25 protein-coding genes are annotated in these 24,610 nt (G+C 65.7%); 11 read left to right on the top strand and 14 right to left on the bottom strand.

What is annotated here, in order from left to right:
* The first annotated feature begins 28 nt into the window (after positions 1-28).
* The 3 genes from SR870_RS07825 to SR870_RS07815 all read left to right on the top strand — a co-directional run bounded on the left by SR870_RS07825 (position 29) and on the right by SR870_RS07815 (position 2,461).
* The gene (locus SR870_RS07825; protein ID WP_322517434.1) at positions 29-862 is read left to right on the top strand and encodes an alpha/beta fold hydrolase; all 834 of its coding nucleotides are present in this window, start codon (positions 29-31) and stop codon (positions 860-862) included.
* 89 nt (positions 863-951) lie between these two features.
* Positions 952-1,692: a VWA domain-containing protein gene (locus SR870_RS07820; RefSeq protein WP_322517433.1), complete on the top strand. Its 741-nt coding sequence runs from the start codon at positions 952-954 to the stop codon at positions 1,690-1,692.
* 43 nt (positions 1,693-1,735) lie between these two features.
* Complete coding sequence (locus SR870_RS07815; RefSeq protein ID WP_322517432.1) at positions 1,736-2,461, top strand: DnaJ domain-containing protein; 726 nt, start codon at positions 1,736-1,738, stop codon at positions 2,459-2,461.
* Positions 2,462-2,699: 238 nt separating this feature from the next.
* Here the strand turns inward: SR870_RS07815 and SR870_RS07810 are convergent, their stop codons facing one another.
* Together SR870_RS07810 and SR870_RS07805 are read right to left on the bottom strand one after the other, a co-directional pair.
* The gene (locus SR870_RS07810) at positions 2,700-4,433 is read right to left on the bottom strand and encodes a D-alanyl-D-alanine carboxypeptidase (RefSeq protein WP_322517431.1); all 1,734 of its coding nucleotides are present in this window, start codon (positions 4,431-4,433) and stop codon (positions 2,700-2,702) included.
* A 446-nt stretch (positions 4,434-4,879) separates the two neighbouring features.
* Positions 4,880-6,256 carry a pilus assembly protein gene (locus SR870_RS07805; RefSeq protein WP_322517430.1) on the bottom strand — a complete coding sequence of 459 codons (1,377 nt, stop codon included), beginning with the start codon at positions 6,254-6,256 and terminating at the stop codon, positions 4,880-4,882.
* 464 nt (positions 6,257-6,720) lie between these two features.
* On the opposite strand from SR870_RS07805, the gene clpS reads away from it, so the two are divergent.
* Both clpS and clpA read left to right on the top strand, forming a co-directional pair.
* The gene (gene clpS, locus SR870_RS07800) at positions 6,721-7,050 is read left to right on the top strand and encodes an ATP-dependent Clp protease adapter ClpS (RefSeq protein WP_322517429.1); all 330 of its coding nucleotides are present in this window, start codon (positions 6,721-6,723) and stop codon (positions 7,048-7,050) included.
* A gap of 197 nt (positions 7,051-7,247) precedes the next feature.
* Positions 7,248-9,638, top strand: coding sequence for an ATP-dependent Clp protease ATP-binding subunit ClpA (gene clpA / locus SR870_RS07795; RefSeq protein WP_322517428.1), 2,391 nt, complete (start codon positions 7,248-7,250; stop codon positions 9,636-9,638).
* A 234-nt stretch (positions 9,639-9,872) separates the two neighbouring features.
* On the opposite strand, the gene SR870_RS07790 is transcribed toward clpA, so the two are convergent.
* The 4 genes from SR870_RS07790 to SR870_RS07775 all read right to left on the bottom strand — a co-directional run bounded on the left by SR870_RS07790 (position 9,873) and on the right by SR870_RS07775 (position 13,294).
* A complete protein-coding gene (locus SR870_RS07790; protein ID WP_322517427.1) occupies positions 9,873-11,456 on the bottom strand; it encodes an ArnT family glycosyltransferase in 1,584 nt (527 codons plus the stop codon).
* A 4-nt stretch (positions 11,457-11,460) separates the two neighbouring features.
* Complete coding sequence (locus SR870_RS07785; RefSeq protein ID WP_322517426.1) at positions 11,461-11,838, bottom strand: hypothetical protein; 378 nt, start codon at positions 11,836-11,838, stop codon at positions 11,461-11,463.
* A gap of 71 nt (positions 11,839-11,909) precedes the next feature.
* On the bottom strand, positions 11,910-12,314 hold the full coding sequence (locus tag SR870_RS07780) for a PilZ domain-containing protein (protein WP_322517425.1): 405 nt from the start codon (positions 12,312-12,314) through the stop codon (positions 11,910-11,912).
* Positions 12,315-12,367: 53 nt separating this feature from the next.
* Complete coding sequence (locus tag SR870_RS07775; RefSeq protein ID WP_322517424.1) at positions 12,368-13,294, bottom strand: glycine/sarcosine/betaine reductase selenoprotein B family protein; 927 nt, start codon at positions 13,292-13,294, stop codon at positions 12,368-12,370.
* A 103-nt stretch (positions 13,295-13,397) separates the two neighbouring features.
* Here SR870_RS07775 and SR870_RS07770 point away from each other — a divergent pair, with 103 nt between their 5' ends.
* On the top strand, positions 13,398-14,423 hold the full coding sequence (locus SR870_RS07770) for a lytic transglycosylase domain-containing protein (RefSeq protein WP_322517423.1): 1,026 nt from the start codon (positions 13,398-13,400) through the stop codon (positions 14,421-14,423).
* A gap of 11 nt (positions 14,424-14,434) precedes the next feature.
* Here SR870_RS07770 and SR870_RS07765 read toward each other — a convergent pair whose 3' ends face one another.
* Positions 14,435-14,794 (bottom strand): PilZ domain-containing protein, encoded by a 360-nt coding sequence (locus SR870_RS07765; protein ID WP_322517422.1) that lies wholly within the window; start codon positions 14,792-14,794, stop codon positions 14,435-14,437.
* Positions 14,795-14,944: 150 nt separating this feature from the next.
* Here SR870_RS07765 and SR870_RS07760 point away from each other — a divergent pair, with 150 nt between their 5' ends.
* The 3 genes from SR870_RS07760 to tsaA all read left to right on the top strand — a co-directional run bounded on the left by SR870_RS07760 (position 14,945) and on the right by tsaA (position 16,569).
* Complete coding sequence (locus tag SR870_RS07760) at positions 14,945-15,685, top strand: AzlC family ABC transporter permease (protein WP_322517421.1); 741 nt, start codon at positions 14,945-14,947, stop codon at positions 15,683-15,685.
* Positions 15,682-16,026, top strand: a complete 345-nt coding sequence (locus SR870_RS07755) for an AzlD domain-containing protein (RefSeq protein WP_322517420.1) — start codon at positions 15,682-15,684, stop codon at positions 16,024-16,026. Before SR870_RS07760 ends, SR870_RS07755 begins: the two co-directional genes overlap by 4 nt.
* An 81-nt stretch (positions 16,027-16,107) precedes the next feature.
* On the top strand, positions 16,108-16,569 hold the full coding sequence (tsaA, locus tag SR870_RS07750) for a tRNA (N6-threonylcarbamoyladenosine(37)-N6)-methyltransferase TrmO (protein WP_322517419.1): 462 nt from the start codon (positions 16,108-16,110) through the stop codon (positions 16,567-16,569).
* Positions 16,570-16,638: 69 nt separating this feature from the next.
* Here the strand turns inward: tsaA and SR870_RS07745 are convergent, their stop codons facing one another.
* The 5 genes from SR870_RS07745 to SR870_RS07725 form a co-directional block, all read right to left on the bottom strand.
* On the bottom strand, positions 16,639-17,718 hold the full coding sequence (locus tag SR870_RS07745; protein ID WP_322517418.1) for a calcium/sodium antiporter: 1,080 nt from the start codon (positions 17,716-17,718) through the stop codon (positions 16,639-16,641).
* 196 nt (positions 17,719-17,914) lie between these two features.
* A complete protein-coding gene (locus SR870_RS07740) occupies positions 17,915-18,343 on the bottom strand; it encodes an HIT family protein (protein ID WP_322517417.1) in 429 nt (142 codons plus the stop codon).
* A gap of 52 nt (positions 18,344-18,395) precedes the next feature.
* Positions 18,396-19,631 (bottom strand): GNAT family N-acetyltransferase, encoded by a 1,236-nt coding sequence (locus SR870_RS07735; RefSeq protein ID WP_322517416.1) that lies wholly within the window; start codon positions 19,629-19,631, stop codon positions 18,396-18,398.
* 91 nt (positions 19,632-19,722) lie between these two features.
* Positions 19,723-20,475, bottom strand: coding sequence for a glycerophosphodiester phosphodiesterase (locus SR870_RS07730; protein WP_322517415.1), 753 nt, complete (start codon positions 20,473-20,475; stop codon positions 19,723-19,725).
* Between the two features lie 16 nt (positions 20,476-20,491).
* Positions 20,492-20,959, bottom strand: coding sequence for a RidA family protein (locus SR870_RS07725; RefSeq protein WP_322517414.1), 468 nt, complete (start codon positions 20,957-20,959; stop codon positions 20,492-20,494).
* Between the two features lie 295 nt (positions 20,960-21,254).
* Here SR870_RS07725 and SR870_RS07720 point away from each other — a divergent pair, with 295 nt between their 5' ends.
* Positions 21,255-22,115: a cell envelope integrity EipB family protein gene (locus SR870_RS07720; RefSeq protein ID WP_322517413.1), complete on the top strand. Its 861-nt coding sequence runs from the start codon at positions 21,255-21,257 to the stop codon at positions 22,113-22,115.
* A 392-nt stretch (positions 22,116-22,507) separates the two neighbouring features.
* Here the strand turns inward: SR870_RS07720 and SR870_RS07715 are convergent, their stop codons facing one another.
* Both SR870_RS07715 and SR870_RS07710 read right to left on the bottom strand, forming a co-directional pair.
* Entirely contained in the window at positions 22,508-23,797 is a 1,290-nt protein-coding gene (locus SR870_RS07715) for a DNA polymerase IV (RefSeq protein ID WP_322517412.1), read from the bottom strand.
* A complete protein-coding gene (locus SR870_RS07710) occupies positions 23,794-24,093 on the bottom strand; it encodes a DUF3572 domain-containing protein (protein WP_322517411.1) in 300 nt (99 codons plus the stop codon). Before SR870_RS07710 ends, SR870_RS07715 begins: the two co-directional genes overlap by 4 nt.
* A 149-nt stretch (positions 24,094-24,242) precedes the next feature.
* On the opposite strand from SR870_RS07710, the gene SR870_RS07705 reads away from it, so the two are divergent.
* On the top strand, positions 24,243-24,608 hold the full coding sequence (locus tag SR870_RS07705) for a response regulator (RefSeq protein WP_322517410.1): 366 nt from the start codon (positions 24,243-24,245) through the stop codon (positions 24,606-24,608).
* Positions 24,609-24,610: the final 2 nt, after the last annotated feature.

The following is a 24,610-nucleotide window of genomic DNA, read 5'->3' as shown; positions in this document are numbered from 1 at the left end:
TTGGTATTGCGCCGTTACAGGATGGACCATGACGCGCGGAATTGCCGTTCTGCTCACGCTGTGCCTCGTGACGGCCGCAGCGTATTTCACCGCTTCGAAGTGGGCGATCCGTCACGAGACGCTCACGTTCTTCGATGCCGCACGCAACCGGCCGGTCGCGGTCGACATCGCAGTGCGGCGCGACAAGGAGCTTCAGGCAGACGCCGGTCTGCTGGAACTGCCGGTCGCGGTCCTCAATCACGGAAACACCGTCCGCTTCACCGAATACTCGTTCCTCGCCAATCTGTTCGCCGCGCGCGGCTACATGGCGGTGAGCATCCAGCACGATCTCGACAGCGATGCGCCGCTGATGACGAAAGTCGGCGAGCCTTATGTCGGACGTCTGCCGGTGTATCAGCGCGGCATCGCCAACATCGAATTCGCGGTGAAGAAACTCGCCGAGTTGCAGCCCAATGCCGACTACGATCACCTGACGATGGTCGGTCATTCCAACGGCGGGGACATTTCGATGTACTACGCCAAGCTGCACCCCGACCGGATCAAGAAAGTGGTGACGCTGGACAATCTGCGGGTGCCGTTCATGATCGACGGCAAGTTCAGAATTCTGTCGTTCCGTTCCAAGGACCCGGTGTTCAAGCCCGATCCCGGCGTCGTGCCGGATCAGGAGATCTGCGACAAGGCCGGCATTACCGTGGTCAACACCGGCTTTCAGCACGTCGAAATGAGTGACCGCGGCCCCGAGTCCGTCAAGGCGTCGATCACCAGCGCGCTCGATCAGTTCCTCGACACCGAGGGAGCCAAGCCCGGACGCGTCAAGGCGCGGCAGGCACCGGGCTCAGGCCCTATGGCGCAGGTGAGGTGAGCCGCAGACTTCTGCCGTCGCGGCGCTCCCGGCATTGACCGTCGCCGGGGCAGACGCCACATAAGCCGCGTAATCACGCGCGAGCTTTGATGCCTCACGATCCGACCAAACCGTCCGAACGACCGCTGGCGGACACTGTCGATCGATCAGTGCGGACCAGCAATTCGTCGGACGAGATCGCGGCCTTCGTCGCCAGGGCGCGGGCGATGACGCCGGGGGCGGCCGGCGCACGCGGCCGGCTGGTGTTTGCGCTCGATGCGACGATGAGCCGGCAGCCGACCTGGGACATGGCCTGCGCGCTGCAGGCCGACATGTTCCGCGAAGCGGCGGCGATCGGCAGCCTCGACATCAGATTGGTGTATTACCGCGGCTTGAGTGAATGCCGCGCCAGCGGCTGGATCTCGTCCAGCGACGAACTGGCGCGGCTGATGGGCAGGATCGACTGCCGCGGCGGCCATACGCAGATCGGGCGCGTGCTGTCGGACACGCGCCGCGAGGCTGTCGCCTCCGGCGTGCGCGCGGTGGTGTTCGTCGGCGACGCCATGGAAGAATCGGTCGACGATCTCTGCGCGAAAGCCGGCGAACTGGGCATGCTGAAGGTGCCGGTGTTCATCTTTCAGGAAGGCTACGACCCCGTTGCCGAACAGGCGTTCCGGGAGATCGCGCGGCTGACGGGCGGGGCGTGGTGCCGGTTCGATCCGGGGGCGGCGGCGCAATTGCGCGAACTGCTGCGGGCGGCTGCGGCCTATGCGGCCGGCGGCCGCGATGCGTTGCTGCGGCTCGCCCGGGGAGGCGGGGGTGCGGCACTGCTGCTCGGGCAGATGAAATAGCCCCGGCGATGCTTTTTGACGGCGGCCGTCCTATATTGAGTCCATGACTCTGATCGTCGGCATCGTCGCCGTTTTCGTTCTCTACATGCTGCTGCAGATGGTCCGGTCGGCCAACCCGGCCGTGCTGGCGCGCGCGATCAAGGTCGCCGGCGGCATCGTGACGCTTGCGGCGGCCCTGTTCACCGGCGTCAAGGGCCAGTTGGCGGTGGCGATCCCGCTCGGCCTGTTCGGCGCCGGCCTGCTCGGCTGGGCGCCGATGGGCAATACCGGCTTCGGCAGGCTCGGCGGAGTGTTCGGGTCGGCCGGCCGGCGCTCGCCCGGCCAGACCTCGCAGGTCCGCACGTCCGCGCTGGAAATGACGCTCGACCACGAGAGCGGTGCGGTCAACGGCCGCATCCTGACCGGAGCCCATGCCGGCCGCTCGCTGGACGAGTTCGATCTTTCGGAACTCGCCGCGATGATGGCCGGCTTCGACGCCGAGAGCTGTGCGCTACTTGAAAGCTATCTGGACCGCCGGTTTCCCGCCTGGCGTCAGAACGCGCAGGGAGACGCGGCAGGGGGGCGTGGAAGCCAGGCGTCGAGCGGCAAAATGACGGCCGAGGAGGCCTATGAGGTCCTTGGCCTGAAGCCGGGCGCGGGGCCGGACGACATCAGCCGCGCTCACCGCGCCCTGATGAAGAAATTGCATCCCGACCAAGGGGGGTCGACGTACCTTGCCGCCCGTGTAAACGCGGCCAAGGATACTTTGCTTCGCACGCATCGCAGTTGACTCCGGCAACGCAACTCTACGCTACAGACTGCGAGGGCTCTGGTTCTCTGCTGACACCTCATGCCCGCCGATTCCGGCGTGGCTGTTGTCCGAGTTTTATCGCGCAATGATTGACGAGTGGTTTCCCGCGGCGACGGCGCACGGGATCTCGTCTCGCCGATGTTAGCCGTGACCGCGCAAACGCCAACGCGGCCGGGCGAGGGCCCGACCGCGTTGCGAGACGATCAAAAGCGGCGACTTAGTTCTTGATGGTGAAACAGGAGATGTCGGAGCGCTTCAGCTTTCGGCACACCGCTTCGGCCTCTTCGCGACCAAGTCCGGCGAAGCGGGCGCGATACAGCTTGCGGTCGCCCTTGGACACGACAGTCTCGGTGAACGGATCGGCCTTGCCGAGCATGCCGCGGGCCTGATCGCGCGCAGCTTCGAGCCGTGCCAGCGCCTGGGTCTCGCTCTCGAGCGCGCCGACCTGGATGATCCAGCCGGTATGGGTCACCGACTTGATCGCGCCGTTCTGTTGAACCGTGCTGGGCGACGGTGCGGGCGCCGGCTCGACCGAGGCCATCGCCTGGGCGTTCGACGGGGTCACTCGCGAGGCGGGCAACACGCCGAGTATGCCGTTGCCGGTGCCGTGATTGGCCGGCTGCTGGACCAAGTCGGCCTTGGCGATTGCGGCGGCGGAGGTTTCGGCGATCTCGCGGCGTGGCACCAGAATAGCGTTGGTGACGGGCGGTGCGGCGACGGCGGACGCGAGCTTGATCGGTGCCGATTTGACCTGAACGGTCTTCACCCGGACCGGCTTCATCGGCTCCAACGAGCCGGGGATAAGCGACAGCGGCTTGGTCTCGATCGTGCCGCTGTTGAAGGGGCCGGGCTCCGGCTTCTCGGGCCTGGCTGCGATGGCGCGGGTGACGGGAGCGGGCGGGACGGGGCGGGCCACCGTTTCGATCGGCTCCGGCGCGGCGGATGCGACCTGGACGGCACCCTTGACCTGGACGGTCGGCGACGGGCGAGTATCCGGCGTATCGTCTGCTTCTGCGACCTGTGTCTGCGACGGCGCCCGTTCGACGATCGCGGCGACCATGCGCCGGGTCGCGCCCTTATCGAGATTTTCGGCGAGAAGCCTGCGCATGATGGCGTCACGCGAACCGCCGCTGCGGCCGCCCAGCACCACGCCGACGAGGAATCGGTTGCCGCGGCGCATCGAGGTGACGAGGTTGAATCCTGAAGCGCGGGTGTAGCCCGTCTTGATGCCGTCGACGCCTTCGACATTGCCGAGCAGGCGATTGTGATTGCGGATCGACGCACCACGATAGTTGAACGACGCCGTGGCGAAGTAGCGGTAATAGCGCGGGAAGCGATCCTGGATCGCGCGGCCGAGGATCGACTGATCGCGCGCGGTGGTCACCTGATCGTCGTTCGGAAGGCCCGAGGCGTTGCGGTACACGGTGCGGGCCATGCCCAGTGCGCGCGCCTTGCGCGTCATCATCCGGGCGAAGTCCGTCTCGCTGCCGCCGACGGTTTCGGCGATCACCACGGCGGCGTCGTTGGCGGAACGGGTGACGAGGGCCTTGATCGCATCTTCGACGCGCAGCCTCTGGCCGGGGCGCAGGCCGAGCTTGGTCGGAGCCTGCGACGACGCATGCGCAGACACTTCCATCTCGCTGTCGAGCGACAGCTTGCCCGCCTCCAGCCGCTCGAACAGCATGTAGAGCGTCATGATCTTGGTCAGCGACGCCGGATGGCGCAGCGCGTCGGGATTGGTCGCGCTCAGCGTGGCGCCGGTGTTGGCGTCGACGATGATCGAGGCGAAGGCCGGATTGTAGCTGTTGCGTTCGACGTGATGCCGGGAGGAGCGGTGTTTTCGCCGGGCGTCCGCCGTGTCGGTGGTTGCGATGACGGCAGCGGCGATGGTGGCCAAGCCGAGTACGCAAACTCGCAAGACCCGCGAGCTGACATAGGTGTTGCGGTGCATGAACGTCCCCGTCCGATCTTTCATCAATCACCGGACCGTGAGGCAGAATTATGCCCGTCACGGCGGCAACGCTTCCCGGTTCGGCCTCGAGTTCAGCCGCGGAAGCCCGCCCCATCGAGTCGAGGACGAACGGTCGAGATTAAGCGGCTGTGTTAACGCAGCTTTTTCTCAAGAGCGCGAACAATCAGAGGTAGAGGTTAGGGGAGGCGCGTTTCCAAAAGGTTAAGCATCCGTTGCGGCAAACCCGAGGATTTCGTTCAAATCGGCCGGGCACCCGGCGCGAGTCCCGACCAGAATGGTGCAATGCAAAGAACAGCGACCGCCGATTCGGCGCGACGTGGTCAGCCTAGCCGGCAAATAATACCGCTCTTATGAGCTCTGAGCGGTCCGGTCTTCGGACGTTGCTTTAACGCGGGAGCGAACCCGGCCGTCTTGGCGGGCCGGGCTCACTTGGCGATGCGCAGCTTGGACAGCGAGTTGCCGATCTGGGCGAAGGCGGTGCTGATGCCGGAGGCGGTGGTGGTGGCGAAGAAACTGCCGCTGTCGGCACAGTATTTCAGAATCTCGGATTCCGGGTCGCCGTCGGTGTTGACCTGAATCGTGTAGATCACGGTCTTCGTCTCACTCGCAGCGGAGGCGGTGCGGATGTTGTCGCAGAGCAGCTTCTGACGGGCGTCGACATCCTTCGACCAACTCGAGCCGTTGCCGTACCAGCGGTCGATCGTGTTCATGCCGTCCGACAGCAAAATGATCGCGTCGGTGTATTTGTAATCCGAGTCCTTGGCCGGAGTGTTGAGGGGATCGCCGTTCTGCAGCGACATCCATGCCCAGTGCAGGCCGATCGGCTGATTGGTGCCGCCATTGCCCTGCAGCGCATCGATCTTGTCCTTTATGGTCTGAGCGCCACTCGCCGAATAGGCGGAGGTCATCGGCAGAATTTGCGCCGGGCAGGCATCGTAGTCGGCCGCCGGAAACTTCGTGGCCGTCGTGGTCGGTGCGTCCTTGGTGGTGTCCGCCGGCTGATCGCGATCGGTGACGCAGCCGCCCCATGTGCTGGTACTGGACACCGCCCAGGTGCCGCCGTTCTTCTGGCAGGTCGATTTGCTGGTGTAGCGCGACTTGCTGCAGCTAAAAGCCGTGCTATTCCAATAGTCCCATTTGATCCAGGACGCGTTCTTGTTGGCGCTGCCGACATTGACCATCTGCGCGAACGGCACGATCGAGACATAGACGTCCTCGGCGTCCTTCGCGTTGGCGCGCAAGTTGTCGACCAAGGTCTTTGCGGCCTTCTGCATTTCGGCGAGTTTGGTCGACCCGTATTGAACCATCGACCCGGTGACATCGAGCGCCATCGCGACGCGCAGCCGAGTGCCGCCCCAGGTTGCGGTGGCGGAGCTGCCGATCCCGAGCGTCGGGAAGCCGAACAGTCTCATGAATTCGGTGCTGATATCGCCGGAGCCTGTGAGCAGGACGGTCGAAGAGCCGGTGCTGTCCTTCGCCGTGTAGGTCGCGGTGACGGTGATGCCGGGAGCTTCGGTGTTGTTGTAGAGGCTGGCGAAATAGCTGTTCGCCTTCGCCGACACCTGGCCGGAGGTGATGACGCCGGACGACAGATCCTTCGACACCATCAGGGCGGCCGAATCGAGCGCCGCCTGCATCGAGGTGCGCGCCTTGTTGGCGCGGGAATAGTCGATCGCCGCGCCGATGAAGCCGATCATCGGCAACAGCGCGATCGCGAAGATGATCGCGACGTTGCCTCCCTCCGCCTTGACGAAGCGGCTCGAAACGTCCCTCGACCAAGGGGCTATGGACGTCAGCGACATCTGCAAATTCCCGACTGTAAGAAGATCGCCGGGATGTTCCATTCTACCGCTGAACGGCGAGTAAAGCCGATCTGCGAAAGTCGCTAAATTGCATGACAAATGCTGTCGGACCCGCGCCCAAGGTGAATCGCCCGCAAACGGCTCCACCGCGATTGCGGGCGAATCGGCAGGGATGCGTTAACCCTCACGGTTTCGGTGGGCGGAACGCTGTTTGGACAGCCTCCGGAATTTCCGCGCTTGCGGCGCACCGCGTGTGGACCCATATTTGCGGTACCCGGTCCTGTCGGATCGGCCCGCCGGGGTGGCGGACAGCCGGAGCTGAATCGTCGATCACATTTTGTGCGCGTTGCGGTTCCGGTGACGATGAGTTCCCTGGGGATTCGAATACCTGAGCCATGCTGCAACGAATTTCATATTCCGACTCCGTCCCCGCATCCGCCGGGCCATCGAACTGCCTGACCCGTATGGCGGGCGAAGGCGGGCGCTCAAGCGGCGGCAGCCCGACGACCTCGGTCATCACCAAGGTCAAGCCGAAGACCAAGCGGCCGAACCTGTATCGCGTTCTGATCCTGAACGACGACTACACGCCGATGGAGTTCGTCGTTCACGTGCTGGAGAAGTTCTTCCAGATGGATATCGAGGCGGCGACCAAGGTGATGCTGCACGTTCATCATCACGGCATCGGGGAGTGCGGCGTCTTCACTTACGAGATCGCCGAGACCAAAGTGACGCAGGTGATGGACTTCGCGCGAAAGCACCAGCATCCTCTGCAGTGCGTGATGGAAAAGAAATAGGTGGGGTGAGGTCGCTGAACTCGGAACGGCTCTTGCATCGGTTCTGTTAGCGGGTTTTCCCGGACTTGCTGGGTGCGCTGCCCGACACGGAAAGGAACGGGGCTTTCGTCGGCGGGTTGCGACACTATATGTCGAAAGGTTGTTGTTGCGCGACGTTGCGGCGGCGATCATGATGAGCGGGGGCCACAGAGGACGAGATGCCAACATTTTCGCAAAGCCTTGAGCAATCCCTCCACCGCGCGCTCGCGATCGCCAACGAGCGACATCACCAATACGCCACGCTCGAGCATCTGCTGCTCTCTCTGGTCGACGACTCCGATGCCGCCGCGGTGATGCGCGCCTGCAGCGTCGATCTCGACAAGCTGCGCGCGAGCCTGGTGAACTACCTCGAAACCGAATTCGAGAATCTCGTCACCGACGGTTCCGAAGACGCCAAGCCGACCGCCGGCTTCCAGCGCGTGATCCAGCGTGCGGTGATCCATGTGCAGTCGTCGGGCCGCGAAGAGGTGACCGGCGCCAATGTGCTGATCGCGATCTTCGCCGAGCGCGAAAGCCACGCCGCGTATTTCCTGCAGGAGCAGGACATGACGCGCTACGACGCGGTCAACTACATCAGCCACGGCATCGCCAAGCGTCCCGGCGTCTCCGAGGCGCGGCCGGTGCGCGGCGTCGACGAGGAGACCGAGACCAAGAGCGGCGAGGACTCCAAGAAGAAGGGCGACGCGCTCGAGACCTATTGCGTCAACCTCAACAAGAAGGCCCGCGACGGCAAGATCGATCCGGTGATCGGACGCAATTCCGAAATCAACCGCGCGATCCAGGTGCTGTGCCGCCGGCAGAAGAACAACCCGCTGTTCGTCGGCGAAGCCGGCGTCGGCAAGACCGCGATCGCCGAAGGCCTCGCCAAGCGTATCGTCGATTCGGAAGTGCCCGAAGTGCTCGCTGCGGCCACGGTGTTCTCGCTCGACATGGGCACGCTGCTGGCCGGCACGCGCTATCGCGGCGATTTCGAGGAGCGCCTGAAGCAGGTGCTCAAGGAACTCGAAGCGCACCCGAACGCGATCCTGTTCATCGACGAGATCCACACCGTGATCGGCGCCGGCGCCACGTCCGGCGGCGCGATGGATGCCTCGAATCTGCTCAAGCCTGCCTTGGCATCAGGCACGATCCGCTGCATGGGCTCGACGACGTATAAGGAATACCGCCAGCACTTCGAGAAGGACCGCGCGCTGGTGCGCCGGTTCCAGAAAATCGACGTCAACGAGCCGACCGTCGAGGATGCGATCGCGATCCTCAAGGGCCTCAAGCCTTATTTCGAGGACTATCACAAGCTGAAGTACACCAACGAGGCGATCGAGTCGGCGGTGGAACTGTCGTCGCGCTACATCCATGACCGGAAGTTGCCGGACAAGGCGATCGACGTGATCGACGAATCCGGCGCGGCGCAGATGCTGGTGGCGGAGAACAAGCGCAAGAAGACGATCGGCATCAAGGAAATCGAGGCCACCGTCGCGACGATGGCGCGGATTCCGCCGAAGAGCGTGTCGAAGGACGACGCCGAGGTGCTGAAGCATCTCGAAACGACCTTGAAGCGCGTGGTGTTCGGTCAGGACAAGGCGATCGAGTCGCTGTCGGCCTCGATCAAGCTGGCGCGCGCCGGCCTGCGCGAACCGGAGAAGCCGATCGGCTGCTATTTGTTCTCCGGCCCGACCGGCGTCGGCAAGACCGAAGTCGCCAAGCAGCTCGCTTCGTCGCTCGGCGTCGAGCTGCTGCGCTTCGACATGTCGGAATATATGGAGCGCCACACCGTCTCGCGGCTGATCGGCGCGCCGCCCGGCTATGTCGGCTTCGATCAGGGCGGCCTGCTGACCGACGGCGTCGATCAGCACCCGCATTGCGTGGTGCTGCTCGACGAAATCGAGAAGGCGCATCCCGATCTGTACAACGTGCTGCTGCAGATCATGGATCACGGAAGGCTGACCGATCACAACGGCAAGCAGGTCAACTTCCGCAACGTCATCCTGATCATGACGACGAATGCCGGCGCCGCCGATCTGGCGCGGCAGGCATTCGGCTTCACCCGCAACAAGCGCGAAGGCGACGACCACGAGGCGATCAACCGGCAGTTCGCGCCGGAATTCCGCAACCGTCTCGATGCGATCGTGTCGTTCGCGCATCTCAATGCCGACGTCATCGGCATGGTGGTGGAGAAGTTCGTGCTGCAGCTCGAGGCGCAGCTCGCCGATCGCGACGTCACCATCGAGCTGACCGACGAGGCCAAGGCCTGGCTGGTGCAGCACGGCTATGACGAGCAGATGGGCGCGCGGCCGATGTCGCGCGTGATCCAGGAGCACATCAAGAAGCCGTTGGCCGACGAGGTGTTGTTCGGCCAGCTCAAGGGCGGCGGCCACGTCAAGGTGGTGCTGGTCAAGGACGAGGCGGTCGCCGGCGTCGAGCTGGAGAAGATCGCCTTCGAATTCCTCGACGGCCCGGTGACGCCGAAGCCCGAGAATCTGCCGGGCGCCAAGAAGCGCGGCGCGTCCCGCAAGGCCAAGCCCCGCGCCAAGGATCAGGTCGAGAAGGCCTGATCAGGCCGCGAGCAAGTGACGAGTCAAGAAGGCCGGCGAGCAATCGCCGGCCTTCTTCGTTTGGGGTGAGTCGTCATCCTGAGGTGCGAGCACTGCGAGCCTCGAAGGATGCGGCGGCGAGGACGGCATTTGCGGCCCATCCTTCGAGGCCCGTCGAGCCGCGCTGTGGCGCGGCTCGACGGGCACCTCAGGATGACGTTGAGGCTCGTGGCGAGGGGCCGATGAAGCATTCGATTACTTGGCAGCAGGCGGCGCCGGCGCCTGCAGCGTTTCGCCATCCGGCGCGATCATCGCCCAGCCATAGGCTTTCAGCTTGCCGCGGCCGAGCGGCAGCACCATCGTGCCGAACACCGGCGTGCCGCTGCCGAGCGCGCCGCGATAGGGCGCCGGGATTTCATCGGTGCGCGCGAATTCATCGGTCGACCACACCACCAGCGTGCCCGACTGCTTCAGTCGCTGCGGCGTGATCCACGGGCTCTTGCCGAAGTCGGCGTCGATGAACACAGACGGCCGCGGCGAGGCGTCGAATGCGACGAAGCCGGCCTGACGGGCGCTGCCGGTGACGATGTCGAGCGGTCGGGTGGTGCGGCTCTTCCACACCGCCTGCATCGCATGCGACAGCGCGCGAGCCGGATACAGTTCGGTCGGCGGCGGGCCGTCGCCATAGGCCTTGGCATAGATCGACGCCGTGGTGGCGAACGGAACGCCGACCAGCACCAGCAGCCACGCCACCACCGCGAGTCGCGGGGCGCGCAGCACCAGCCGCCGCGGCAGCAGCAGGAGCAGCGCCAGCCCCGATAACGGCACCAGCGCACTGCCGGTGTAGGCACCGATCGTGAACCAGTCCGGCACGCTGCCGACCGCAACCAGCAGCGAGGGCACGAAAGCGGCGGCGAGGATCAGCGAGCGATCGAACCTGCTCGGCGTGTCGAGCTCGATCGTCGCCGGCGCGCCCTGCAGCGGCAGTCGCGGCAGCATCGCCAGCACCGCGATCAGGATCAGCCCGCCGTGCAGCCCGACCTGGCCGAATACGAAGGCGAAGGCCGCGCCGATCCGCGGCAGCAGATCGGCCGCCGCGCCCGCTGCGGCGGGCGCCGATGCATTCGCCTGACCGAGCCAGATCAGATGCGGCAGCAACACGACAAAGCACACCACCGCAGCGATCGGCGGGCCCAGCGTCCCCAATTGCCGGCGACCCTCGCGCGTGAGCAGGAGGTGGCCGAGCAACACCAGGATCAGGGCGAAGCCGGCGTGATTGGCATTGCCGAGCAGCGCGCAGACGACGCCGAGCCCGATCCAGCTCGACCGCGCTTGCCCGAGCACCGCCTGCCGATACAGCAGCACCGCCGCGACCGTGAGCGGCAGGCTGGCGATCGCGGGATCATAGCCGGTGACCTGCGGGCCGAAGCAGCCGATCAGAATCGTCAGCGCGACCGCCAGCGTCGCACCGGTGTTGCCGACGATGCCAGCGCCGAGCCGCCACAGCAGCACCAGCGTCGCCAGCGCCGAGCCGATCGAGAGCAGGAGCTGCGACCCGCTCCACCCACCGGTCAGCAGCGAGGCGATCTCGGTCAGCCAGGGCGCCAGCGGCGGATACTTCCAGGTGCCCGCCTGCAGTTCCTTGCCGAACAGCGCCATCTCGTAGCTGACAGCCTGCAGGCTCGGGAAGCTGAAGGCCGTGACGAACCACAGCCCGCCATAGATGCCGAGAATCCACAGCAACAGCCGTCGCGGCTCGCCGCGCAGGATCTGCAGCACCACGTCGCAGGCGCGCAGCAGCAGCCCGGGGGCCGCACCCGCGGGCGTTGTGACTGGCATGGCGTCAGGTGATGGTGGCGCAGTCGGCTGACCGGGCGATGTCTTCGAACTGGATGGCTTTGGCGGCGCAGCGGGGCGCTTTGAAACGTTGGGAGCCGGGCGGGGCGGCGCGCCCTTCGCCTCGACGGAGGGCGCCGGGGCCGCGACCGGCGCGGGCGCAGCGACCGGGGTCGCCGCGGTCTCGGCAGCGACATCGGAGCCTGCAGAGGTCGCGGCCGGGCGCGCGCCGCTCTTGCCGCCCTGATGTTTTTTGTTCGGCCGACGGTTTTTCGACGTGTTCCTGGGCTGCTTGCGCTTGATGGTGCGTCGTCCTCTGCAGATCGGCGACGCTGCCATCGAAGGCCGGGCCGATCATGAAGTCAGGACCGACGTTGTAGTCCATCCGGCCGCCGAGGCAATTGCCGGAAAGGCGACTTGCGGAGAACGGAATACTGCGGCGGCGGGGCGGACCGATCAGGCCTCGCCGAGCAGGACCTTGATCTTGCGCTGCAGCTCGCGCTTCTTCTTTTCGCTTTTGCGCAGGCGCTCGTTGAGATCGGCGGCGCCGGCATCGTCGCTGAATGCCAGTCCGACGGTGTTGCCACGACGCCAGACGATCGTCGACGGATAGGTCCGCGCCTTCTTCGTGACGGTCAGTGCGATCTGGTCGGCGACGCCGGCCGCGCTGCCGAATTCGATCGTGGCGCCGTCGTCCGAGATGTTCCGGACCACGCAGTCCCGGGTCGAGCCACGCGCATTGATCGCGGCGACGCCGCCATACACAACCTTGTCCCGCCGGGATTTTCGCCGATCGTCCATCGAGCCCTCCACGCGTGCGCGGCCCGATTGTAGGCGGCTTCGGCAGATGCGGAAGCGCATCGGCGAAGCGATCGTGGATTAACCTGAATCGATCGTGTGTCCGATCGGCGGAACTAGCCGTCGCGCACCGCGCGGGCGCGGTCCTTCTGGGCATCGAAGTCGCGGCGGCGGCGCGCCAGCTCTTCGGCACTCATGGTCGCGACGTTGTTGTAGTCGCGCTTCCAGGAGGGATCGTCGCTCCAGCGCAGCGGCGATTGCACCGTGGTCTGCGGCCCCGGCGCGCGCTCCAGCACGCGCAGTGCCAGCTCCAGCGTCAACGCCTGGGACGCTTCGTCGTGCGGCTTGCCGGCGGAATTGCCGAGCGGAAAATCGCTGAACAGGAATCGTGGCACCGCAGCGTGCTCGACGATGTCCTTGGCGCAGCCCATCACCACCGTCGAAATCCCGCCCGCTTCGAGCTGCCGCGCCATCAGCGACACCGTCTGGTGACACACCGGGCAGTTCGGCACCAGCACGGCGGCGTCGACGTTGTCCGCCTTGCAGCTCGCCAGAATCTCCGGTGCGTCGGTGTCGAGCGTGACGCGGTGGCTGCGGTTGGTCGGCGCGCCGAAGAAGCGTGGCGCGAGCTCGCCGATCCGGCCTGCGCGCGCCAGCCGCCGCAATTGCGGTAGTGGAAACCAGCTGCCGCTGTCGGTCGCGGTGGTGTGGGTGCGGTCGTAGGCGATATGCGAGATCCGCAGATCGTGATCCTGTGCCGTATCGCCGTCATAGACCTGATAGAATTTGGCGGCGCCATTATACGCAGCGCCCGGTCCCTGATCGCCCTTGTCCGGATCGAACGGCGCGGCGGTGGTGATCAGCGCGATGCGCGCCTGCGCCAGCGGCTTGGTCAGCGGCTGGAACGGCGCGCCGACGTGATGCGCCCAGCGATAGGGAACCTCATAGCCGATCGCTTGATAATAGGCGCGGGTCCGCGCCATGTAGGCGATCGGGACGTCGTCCTCGGGCGCGAAGGCGGTGGGTGCGCGGGTCTCGGCCATGTTGTGGTCCCGGATTGAACGGAGGATATCGATTGCTAGCTCGTCGGCACAGCGTGTCAACGATGCCGAGACCGGCGGTCAGGACCTTCGCGTGAGAATTCGGATGCTCATCAGCACGCTGCACCGCATCGTCGTCGTTCTGCTGATCGCGCTGACCGCGCAGGGCTCGGTGCGCGCAGAGGACGGCCCGTCGGCGAAGCAAAGCGAAACACAGAGCCAGCCCGAGCCGCCGGCGAAGCCGGACGAGGCGCCCGCGAAACCGGAAGCGCCCGCGCCGGCGGAGCCTGCAGCGAAAGCCGCCGAGCCCTCCGGGGAGGAACCCGCCGATCGCGACACCCGCGAGTCGATCTGCCTGATGATCGAATCGGCGGCGAAGGCGCACGATCTGCCGCTCGAATTCTTCGCCCGCGTGATCTGGCAGGAGAGCCGGTTTCAGCCGGACGCCATCGGGCCGGTGACGCGCAACGGCCAGCGCGCCCAGGGCATCGCCCAGTTCATGCCGGGCACGGCGACCGAGCGCAGCCTGCTCGATCCGTTCGACCCGGTGCAGGCGCTGCCGAAATCCGCCGAATTTCTCAGCGAGCTACGTAGGCAGTTCGGCAATCTCGGTCTCGCGGCGGCGGCTTACAACGCAGGCCCGCGCCGGGTGCAGGAATGGATCGCCGGCACCGGCCCGATGCCGCAGCAGACCCGCAACTACGTCTTTGCGATCACCGGGACGTCGGTGGACGACTGGGCCGGGGCGGGCAGCAACGCCAAGCCGAAGGATCGGGAGACCGGCGGGAATTGCCGCGAACTGATGACGCTGCTGCGGCGGGCACCCAACCCGTTCGTGACGCAGCTCGAAGCGCGGGTGAAGCTCGGCGCCGACAAGCCGTGGGGCGTGCAGCTCGCGGCCGGCTTCAATCGCGACCGGGCGTTGTCGATGTATGCGCGCGCGATGTCGCGACTGAGCGCGGTGATCGGCGACCACGATCCGAGCCTGTCGAGCGCGGTGTTCCGCAGCCGCGGTACGCGGCCGTTCTATCGGGTCCGGATCGGCGCCGAGACGCGGCCCGAGGCCAACGAGCTATGTAATCGCATTCGCCGCGCCGGCAGCGCCTGCCTAGTGCTGCGCAATCGCGGCTGAGTGGGCGCGGATCAGAATTCGGACCGCAGTTGCGCCAGCCTGGCGCGCAGTTGCACGTTGACGCGCTCGGTGGCGCGGATGCGCAGAGCGAGGTCGAGCGGCAGTTCGGATGGTTGCCGCCGCGGCGCGTCCAGCCGAAGACCGGCGCGGTTCTGACGCCGCCAGACGATCCGGCCGAGATAAGCGATGCTCTGGCGCGCGATCACGAGCTCCATGCGGTCCGGTACAGCCGCCGGATTGTCGAACTCGATCTGGGCGCCCTCCGCCGACAGATTGCGGACGACACAGTCGATCGTCGCGGTGCGGGCCTGGAAGGCCAGCCGTCCGCCGTAATAGACCCGTCTTCGTAAACTGCTGCGCCGTTCGAACATCGTCAGCCCCTCGCGATGGTTGTGGAGTGCTATCAGAGGTAGTGGCGAGGCGGGAATTCGACTGACGGTCAACCGATTGTTAAGGTAAACGGGCTGCGCGACCGCGCGGGATTCGCCGCGCGTCCGGCCAATAAGGTTTTCTCATTCGCAATGGCGCTTCCTCCCCATGAATCCTCGCGCTGGCAGAGCCCGATGCGCGCCTTTCTGCTGGGGCTGCGGGCGGTCGCGACCTCGGTCCTGTCGATGGTGCTGTTCGCCACCTTCATCGGCATCGGCGCGCTGGCGCATGACAGCGGCTTCAGCCTCGGCTGGGTGCTGCTCGGCACGCTGCTGGTGTGGGCCGGCCCAGCGCAGATCATCCTGATCTCGACGCTCGGGTCCGGCGCCACGGTGCTGCAGGCGGCGGTGGCGGTGACCGTCAGTGCGATCCGGCTGTTTCCGATGGTGGTGTCTGTGCTGCCGATGCTGCGGACGCCGACCACAAAGCTGCGTCACCTCGTGATGCCGGCGCATTTCGTCGCGGTGACGATGTGGGTCGAGTGCTTCCGCCTGCTGCCGCAGGTGCCGCGCGAGCGACGGATCGCCTTCGCCAACGGACTCGGCACCGGGCTGATATCAGTGTGCCTGATCGCCAATGTGATCGGCTATCTGTTGGCTGCCAACCTGCCGCAATTGTTCGGCGCCGCGATCCTGCTGCTGACGCCGCTGGCGTTTCTGCTGTCGACCGCGCGCAACTGCCGCGAACTCGCGGACATCGTCGCGCTCGGCCTGGGGCTCGCGCTGTTTCCGTTGGTCGCCTGGTTCAACACCGGCGTCGACGTGCTGATCAGCGGCATCGCGGCCGGTACCATCGCTTACGGTGTGCATCGCTTTCGGCGGAGGCCGGCATGAGCGGCTTCATCGGCGATTGGCAGGCGCTTGTGGTGCTGGTGCTCGCGGGGTTCCTGCCCAACGAGATCTGGCGGATGCTCGGGCTCTGGCTCGGCGGCGGAATCGACGAAGGCTCCGAACTGCTGATCTGGGTGCGCGCGGTGGCGACCGCGATCCTCGCCGGCGTCATCGCGCAGATTTTGGTGCTGCCGCCGGGCGCGCTGGCGGGCGTGCCATGGCCGCTGCGCATCGGCTCGGTCGCAATCGGGCTGCTGGTTTTCCTGATGACCCGACGATCGATCCTGATCGGTGTCGTTGCGGGCGAAGCGGTGCTGATCGCCGGGCAGTGGTGGCTGGGCTGAGTCCAACTTTTGCGGTGGTTGCCAGACGGCTGCATCCGATTAGGCTGGGATCGATTTCGGCATAGACTCCGGGAAATCTCCATGATTGCCACCGATGACATCCGCGAAGGTGAAGTCACCGTCACGCCGCCACCGCCGACCGACGCCGGCCTGGTGTTCATCGGCCGGATTCGCACGCCGTGGAGGTCGCGCGGCGAGACGCCGCGGCAGGGCAGTCCCGATGGCCCGGTGTGCCGGCTGGAGATTTTCGAGCCGTGGACCGAGGCGCTCACCGGCCTCGACAAGTTCACGCAGGTTCAGGTGGTCTACTGGCTGCACCAGGCGCGGCGCGATCTGGTGATCCAGCGCGGCCACGGCATCGACGGCCCGCGCGGCACCTTCGCGCTGCGCTCGCCGCTGCGGCCGAACCCGATCGGGATTTCGGCGGCCGCGCTGGTCGGGATCGAAGGCACGGTTGTGCTGGTGCGCGGTCTCGACTGCCTCGACGGCACGCCGCTGATCGACCTCAAGCCGGATCGTTGCAGTCATTCAATGGCGAAGTAGCAAGACAACGGCGCAATGTCGGGCGATCGACGAACGTCCCGACGATCGCTTCGTAGGTGACGATCCCGGTCAGGGCGATTTGTGTCTGGCATGCCACTCGCGCCAGGTGATCACCACGAAGGTCAACGCGCACAGCGGAAGCACAATGGTCCCGAGGACAAAGCCATAGGTCGACAGGCCGTCATGGTCCTGGGCTGCCATCACCAGATAGACGGTGTAGCCGACATAGAGCACCAGAAACAGCGCGCCCTCCCAACGGGCGATCAGGTTGCCGGTGAAGAAAATCGGCAGGCAGGCAATCGCCACCGCGACCATCACGGGGATATCGAACGCCATCATGGCCGGAGCGATGGAGAGCCCGTCCGGCACCACCCCGGCGGACAGGCCGAGCACGCCGAGAATGTTGAAGGTGTTGCTGCCCACCACGTTGCCGACGGCGATGTCGCGCTGACCGCGGATCGCGGCCATCACCGAGGTCGCGACCTCGGGCAGGGAAGTGCCCGCCGCCACAATCGTCAAGCCGATCACCATCTCGCTGATGCCGAGCAAGCGTGCGAAGGTGACGGCGGCATCGACCAGCCACGTCGCGCCGAACACCAGCATGGTCAAGCCGACGACCATCAGCGCAATCTGCACCGGCAGCCGCGAATCCCACCCTGATGCAGGGGCGGCGGTCGCCGGCTCCGCCTCGTCCGAGGCCGCTTCCTGTCGACGGCTCTGCACGATCAGAAACGCGGTATAGGCCGCCAGGAGGCAGACCAGGATCAGTCCGTCGATGCGCGACAAACTGCCGTCCCATGCCAGGGCGGTCAGCAGCAGGGATGCGCCGACCATGATCGGAACTTCCTGGCGGATCAATTGTCGATTGATGATCAAGGGCGTGATCAGCGCCGACACACCGAGGATGAAGAGCACATTGAAAATGTTGCTGCCGACGACGTTGCCGACCGTGATGTCGACCTGGTTCGACATCGCCGCCTGAATCGCGACCGCCAGTTCCGGAGAGCCGGTCCCGAAAGCCACCACCGTCAGCCCCACCACGAGCGGCGATATGCCGAACGAGAGCGCCAGTTTCGAGGCCCCCCGGACCAGAAGCTCCGCGCCGACAATGAGCGCAACAAGTCCCACCAGAAAACTGAGGATCGCCATCACTCTCGTGCCTCGTCAGCGGATGGCGCCGAGATGGCGACCTGGTTCCGGAAGTAAGCCTGCAATGTGCATTAAAGTCGCCGACCGGCGATTAGTGCCTCGAGCAGGATGACAAACGTCGAACCGCCATCCTGCTCCAGATTTGTTTGAGCACGAAGTTTTCCGAAAACCGGTATCCAATCTTCGGGATCGTGCTCTAAGCCTGCGCCAGCGCCGCCTTCAGCTTTTCGGCATGGCCTTCCAGCACAGCCGGGTCTTCTTTTTTGGTTGCCGGCGGCAGCAGCGGCGCGCCCTCGTGGCGCGGCATCACGTGCATGTGCAGATGATAGACCACCTGACCGGCGGCCGGTTCGCTGAACTGCTGCACCACGATGCCATCGGCCTTGAACGCCTTCATCGCGGCATGGGCGATCTTGTGCGCGCCGCGGGCGACATGGGCGAAGTCCTCGGCCGTGATATCGAGGATGTTGCGCGCGGGCGCCTTCGGGATCACCAGCGTGTGCCCGGGCGAGCGCGGCATGATATCGAGGAAGGCGAAGACGTGGTCGTCCTCGTAGATCTTGTGGCAGGGGAATTCGCCGCGCAGGATCTTGGCGAAAATGTTCTCGGGATCGTAGGCGGTCATGTCGGCTCCGGCGTTTTTCCGCGGCCATCTTTCGCCGCCGTCGGTGAGCGGGTCAAGCCGGATCGGCGGCGTCGCTCTTGCGGAACGGCCCGGCCTCGGTCAGTTCGCGTCCCATTTCGTCGACCACCATTCGCTCGCGCCTGAGATAATCCGCGATGGCGCGGCGCAGGGCGGGGTCGGCTATGTAATGCGCCGAGTAGGTGGTCTGCGGCAGGTAGCCGCGGGCGATCTTGTGCTCGCCCTGCGCGCCGGCCTCGACGGTGGCGAGGCCGCGGGCGATGGCGAAGTCGATCGCCTGATAGTAGCAGACTTCGAAATGCAGGAACGGGTGATGCTCGATCGCGCCCCAGTGCCGGCCGAACAGCGTGTCGCCGCCGATGAAGTTGATCGCGCCGGCGATCCAGCGGCCGTTACGTTTGGCCATGACCAGCAGCACGTCCTGCGCCATGCTCTCGCCGATCAGCGAATAGAACGCGCGGGTGAGATACGGCCGGCCCCATTTGCGCGAGCCGGTCTCGATGTAGAATTCGAAGAATGCGTCCCAGGCGTCCTCGGTGATGTCGCTGCCGGTCAGGCAGTGGAGGCTGATGCCGTTGGCCAGCGCGTCGCGGCGCTCGCGTTTGATCGCCTTGCGATGCCGCGAGGCGAGGGTGGCGAGGAAATCGTCGAAGGTCTTGTAGCCGGCATTGTGCCAGTGAAATTGCTGGTCGGTGCGTTGCAGAAAGCCCTGCGCGGCGAGGAAGCGCCATTCGCTTTCGCGGGCGAAGGTGACGTGGGCCGACGACGCCTTGGAGAGCCCGCACAGCGCCACCAGCCCGCCGGCGAGCGCGGTGGCGACCTGCTCGGTGTCGCCGCCGTCGCGGATCAGCAACCGCGGCCCGGTCGCCGGGGTGAAGGGGACCGAGACCTGCAGCTTCGGATAATAGCTGCCGCCGGCGCGCTCATAGGCGTCGGCCCAGCCGCGGTCGAACACATATTCTCCCTGCGAATGCGATTTCAGGTAGCACGGCACGATTCCGACAATCCGGCCGTTCTGCTTGGCGACGAGATGCCTGGGGCCCCAACCGGTTCGCGCGCAGGCTGAATTCGATTTCTCGAGTGCGGCGAAAAACGCGTGCGAGAGGAAGGGATTGTAAGCCGTTCTCGAAGTGGTGCAGGAGCTGCCTGAGAGGCCGGTCGAGGATGCGTCGGGCGCCACCGCGGCACGCGCGCAGGCATCCCAGTCGGCGGCGGCGATGGCGTCGACCGAGGGGACGGCTTCGAGCACGATGTCGGATGGATTCGTCAATCAGCAGACCGGTCGCTGGGGCGATCTAGGCATGTGAGCGTCATTCCCAGAGATTGGGCGTTTCCGGCTCGGCCCGCAAGGGTCGCACCCCTCACGGTTCCGGAACGAAGCCTTCGAAGATCATCTGGTCGGCATGGTCCGCGGCGCGGCGGCGCTGATCCGGGGTGCGGACTGTCCAGGCTAACAGCGCGCAGCGGAAGACTTTTTGCGCGATCCAGGGCGCCGGCGCAGGCAGATCGTCGACGCGGTAAGCCACGAAATGCGGCCGGGTGCGCAGGCCGTGGCGCAGCGCGACCATCGGGGTGCGCTGGGCCTTTGGCAGCTTCTCCCAATAGGCGTCGTCGTAGCGCCGCTCGGCGGTGATGCCGCGCGTCAGTTCGGGCGCGAGCTGGCGCAGCGCCAGCACCTGGTCGGGGTCGAACGACATCGCCGCGACCGGGCCGCGATAGGCCGCGAGCGCTTGCGTCAAACGTGTGGCAAGCTTGCGATCGCCGTCGAAATGGCTCTTCAGCTCGATCAGGAGCGGCACCCGGCCGCCCACCAGGTCGAGCAGGTCGCCCAGCGCCATCATCCGCTCGGCGGTGTCGTGGAAGCGGACCTGCTTCAGCGCGGCGGCGGTCAGGTCGAGCAGGGCGGCGCTGCCGTCGTTGAGTCGGCCGAGGGTGTCGTCGTGGTGCACCATCGCCTCGCCGTCGACGGTGAGCTGGATGTCGACCTCGATGGCGAAATTGCCGGCGACCGCGGCGCTGATCGCCGCCGGCATGTTCTCGACCACGCCGCGGGCGCGGTCGTGCAGTCCGCGATGCGCGATTGGACGAGCCGTCAGCCAGTCGGGAGCGCGCATCGCATCGGGTTCCGGATCAGGCGACTTCGAACAGTCCCTCGACCTCGACCGCGGCGTCCGCCGGCAGCGAGGCGACGCCGATCGTGGTGCGGGCATGGCGGCCCTTGTCGCCGAACGCGGCGACCATCAGGTCGGAGGCGCCGTTCATCACCTTCGGGCCGTCGGTGAAATCCGGCGTCGAATTGATGAAGCCGCCGAGCCGCACCACGCGCACCACCTTGTCGAGATCGCCGAGCGCGGCCTTGAGCTGCGCCAAGAGATTGATCGCGCAGCCGCGCGCGGCGGCGTTGCCGTCTTCGATGCTGACGCCGGCGCCGAGCTTGCCCTTGGCGATCAGCTTGCCGTCGCCGTCGAAGCAGAGCTGGCCGGACACCACCAGCAGATTGCCGGTGCGGACGAAGCCGACGTAATTCGCGACCGGGCTCGCGGGTTCGGGCAGGACGATGCCCTGCGCGGTCAGTTTCTGTTCGATAACTCCGCTCATAGCGGTCCCCATTTCTTTCTGGTCACATGGTCTGGTCGTCGCGTCCCCGCCCGGCCATGCGTCCGGGCGGGGACCTGTTTGGCCGATTGCGCCGGGTCTGGCAAGCAAGCCGGGCGCAGGGGTGTGAACAGCGCAGCGGGCGCAACGATCGGCCGCCGGTGCCGCGGCCTTCATGCAAGTTTGATCGAATTGCTCGTGAATTCACCGCAATCGGGTGTTCCATCGGACGGTGGCGTTGCGGCGCGACCGGCCGCTTACTATCCTCGATTGAATGTCTTCAAGGAGATCCACCCGCATGTCACGATCGACGAGCCTTCGCCTGAGCGTGCTGGCGACGACGATGTTCGGCGCCGCGGCGCTGTCCGGCGCGCCCGCCATCGCCGCTCCGAACGTTTCGTTCCTGCCGCATCAGGCGCTGTACGATCTCAGCCTGCTGAAGACGCGCAACAACGCCTCGGTCAGCACTGTGCGCGGCCGCATCCTGTACAATTTCTCCGGCAATTCCTGCGAGGGCTACACCTCGGACTTTCGTCAAGTTTCCGAGATCGAGAGCGGCGAGGGCAAGAACACGCTGAGCGACCTGCGCTCGTCGAGCTGGGAAGACGCCGCCGGCAAAAGCTATCGATTCAAGATCGACACCAAGATGAACGATGCCGATCCGACCGACGTCGACGGCATCGCGGAGCGGACCGGCGACACCATCACGGTGAAGCTGAAGCAGCCGGTGCAGAAGACCTTCACGCTCGACGGCAAGACGGTGTTTCCGACCGAGCAGATCGAACGCATCATCGCGGCCGCCCGCGAAGGCAAGACGCTGCTGGAACTGCAGGTCTATGACGGCTCCGACAATGGCGAGAAGGTCTACAACACGCTGACCGTGATCGGGCAGCCGATCCAAGGCGACCGCGCGGCGTCCGCACCCGATCCGTCGACCTCCGACGACGCGATGAAGTCGCTGAAGCGCTGGCCGGTGACGGTGAGCTACTACGATCACGCGGCGAAATCCAATTCCGGCGAGCAGACCCCGGTCTATGCGATGTCGTTCGAATTGTATGAAAACGGCGTGTCGCGGTCGCTGGTGCTCGACTACAACGATTTCGTGCTCGCCGGCGCGATGGGCAAGTTCGACGTCAAGACCAACAAGCCGTGCAAGTAGCCGGCTGGCGTCGCACACGCGCACGCCCGACCGGAAACCTCAATTAGTTCGTCATGGCCGGGCTTGTCCCGGCCATCCACGTCTTGGGCCTGTCCACGTAACAAACACGTGGATGCCCGGGACGAGCCCGGGCATGACGGTGTTTGTTGATGTCTCGGCGCTAGAGCCGTTCTGCTCGAGGTGGAATAAGGATTGATGATGCGTAGCCACAAGTACCTCCTCATGGTGAGGAGGCGCGCAGCGCCGTCTCGAACCATGCGCCACCGGCACTGCGTTGCCCCATCCTTCGAGACGCCCGGCTTCGCCGGGCTCCTCAGGATGAGGACTCAGTGCCTCTGGAAAGGCCGGATTGCTTCAATCAATCGATGAAGCGCTCTGAAGACGAAAGTGAGTCATCCCCGCGGCTTGTCCGGCCCGTCGTAAGCCAGCCCTTTGATCACCGCGGCGTTGCCGAATTTCTTGCGGAGATCGTCGATGGCGCGCTCTGCATGGGCGGAGCGGCGATCGATCATGTCGGTGTCGCCGGCTGTGGAGCCCGGCGCCAGCGCGCTGACGCCGGTGCCGATCAGGCGGAACGCGGTGCCGTCGATTTCCTTCGTGAGCATGTCGCGTGAAATTGCAAAGATGCGGCCCGCGAGCTGGGTCGGCGCATGAATCGTCTGCGAGCGGGTGCGCTGGCGGAAGTCGCCGGTTTTCAGCTTCAGCGTGATCGTCGAGCCGGCCAGCGCCGCGCCCTTCAGGCGCGACGACACCTTCTCGGACAATCGCCACAGAATGCGTTCCAGCGTTTCGAAATCGCGGATGTCGGTCTCGAAGGTGGTCTCGTTGGAGATCGACTTGGCGCCGCGATCCGGCACCACGCGGCGATCGTCGATGCCGCGCGCCAGCCGCCACAACCGCCGGCCTTCGTCGCCGAACTGCCGCATCAGCTCGATCTCGTCAGCCTTCTGCAGATCGCCGATGGTGCGAAAGCCGCGCTGCGCGACCCGCGCCGCGGTCGCCGGACCGACGCCGAAGATGAAGCCGACCGGCCGTGGCGCCAGCATCTCCCGGGCGTCGTCCTGATCGAGCGTCGCAAAGCCGCGCGGCTTGTCGAGATCGGAGGCGATCTTGGCGAGGAACTTGTTGCACGACAGCCCGACCGAGACGGTGATGCCGATGTCGCGCTCGATGTCGCGAGCGAATCGCGCCAGCACCTTGGCGGCGATCGTGCCGTGCATCCGCTCGGTGCCGGACAGATCGAGGAACGCCTCGTCGATCGACAGCGGCTCGACCAGCGGCGTGAGTTGCAGCATCGCCTGGCGGACCTCGCGGCCGACGCGGACGTATTTCGCCATGTCCGGCCGCACCACGGCCGCCGAGGGGCACAGCGCCAGCGCCTTGAACATCGGCATCGCCGAGCGCACGCCGAAGGTCCGCGCGATGTAGCAGGCGGCCGAGACCACGCCGCGCCTGCCGCCGCCGATGATCACCGGGCGGTCGGCGAGCTCCGGATTGTCGCGCTTCTCGACGGTCGCGTAGAACGCATCGCAGTCGATATGGGCGAGGGTGAGCGCCGGCAGCGCACGATGCCGGGCCAGCCGCGGGGAACCGCACGCGCCGCAGCGCCGCGCGCCCGCCTCGTTGTCGGCGAGGCAGTCGCGGCAGAAGCACAGCGGGCCGGGCGGCGAGGCCGAAGTCACGGCGTATCGCTCTCCCAGGGCTTGTCTTCCAGCACCTGCAGCGCGGCCGCGACATTGGTCGGATCGAGGTCGACCGAAGCCGCGAACGCCTTCACGGTCGCATCGTCGCGCATGATGAAATTCAGCACGCTGATCAGGAACTGCGGGTCGGCGGCCGACTGCCGCAGCGTTTCGGGGCCGATCCCGGTCTCGGCGAGGAACAGGCCCAGCCGCTCGGGGTCGGAGGCGATGAAGGACAGCGCCTGAATCGCCACGATTTCAGAAACTTGTCTCACATTGTGAACACGCTTTGGCATCGGTGATGTTTGCCTTTCCGTAACTTCTCGTCTCTATTTTATTCAATCATGCCCGAGTCTTGCATGGTCGAGTCGCGTGTCTTGCGACTTTTCGAACGGCGCCGCTCGCCGCAGGCGCGGGCATTCTCGAATCAGGATTGGAGGGCGGGATGGCCAAAACCGTCCTGATCGTCGAGGACAACGAGCTCAATATGAAGCTCTTTCGCGATCTACTGGAAGCCCATGGTTACCAGACGTCGGGAACGAGCAACGGCCATGAAGCGCTCGCCCTCGTTCGCAAGCTGCACCCCGATCTGATCCTGATGGACATCCAGCTTCCACAGGTGTCTGGTCTCGACGTTACCCGCTGGATCAAGGACGATCCTGAACTGCGGCACATTCCGGTGGTCGCGGTCACGGCGTTCGCGATGAAGGGCGACGAGGAACGCATCCGCGAGGGCGGCTGCGAGGCCTATCTGTCGAAGCCGATTTCGGTGGGCAAGTTCATCGAAACCGTGCGCCGTTTCATCGGATAGGA

The organism is Rhodopseudomonas palustris, from assembly GCF_034479375.1.
GTDB lineage: Bacteria > Pseudomonadota > Alphaproteobacteria > Rhizobiales > Xanthobacteraceae > Rhodopseudomonas > Rhodopseudomonas palustris_M.
This window is presented reverse-complemented; position numbering and strand designations above follow the sequence as displayed.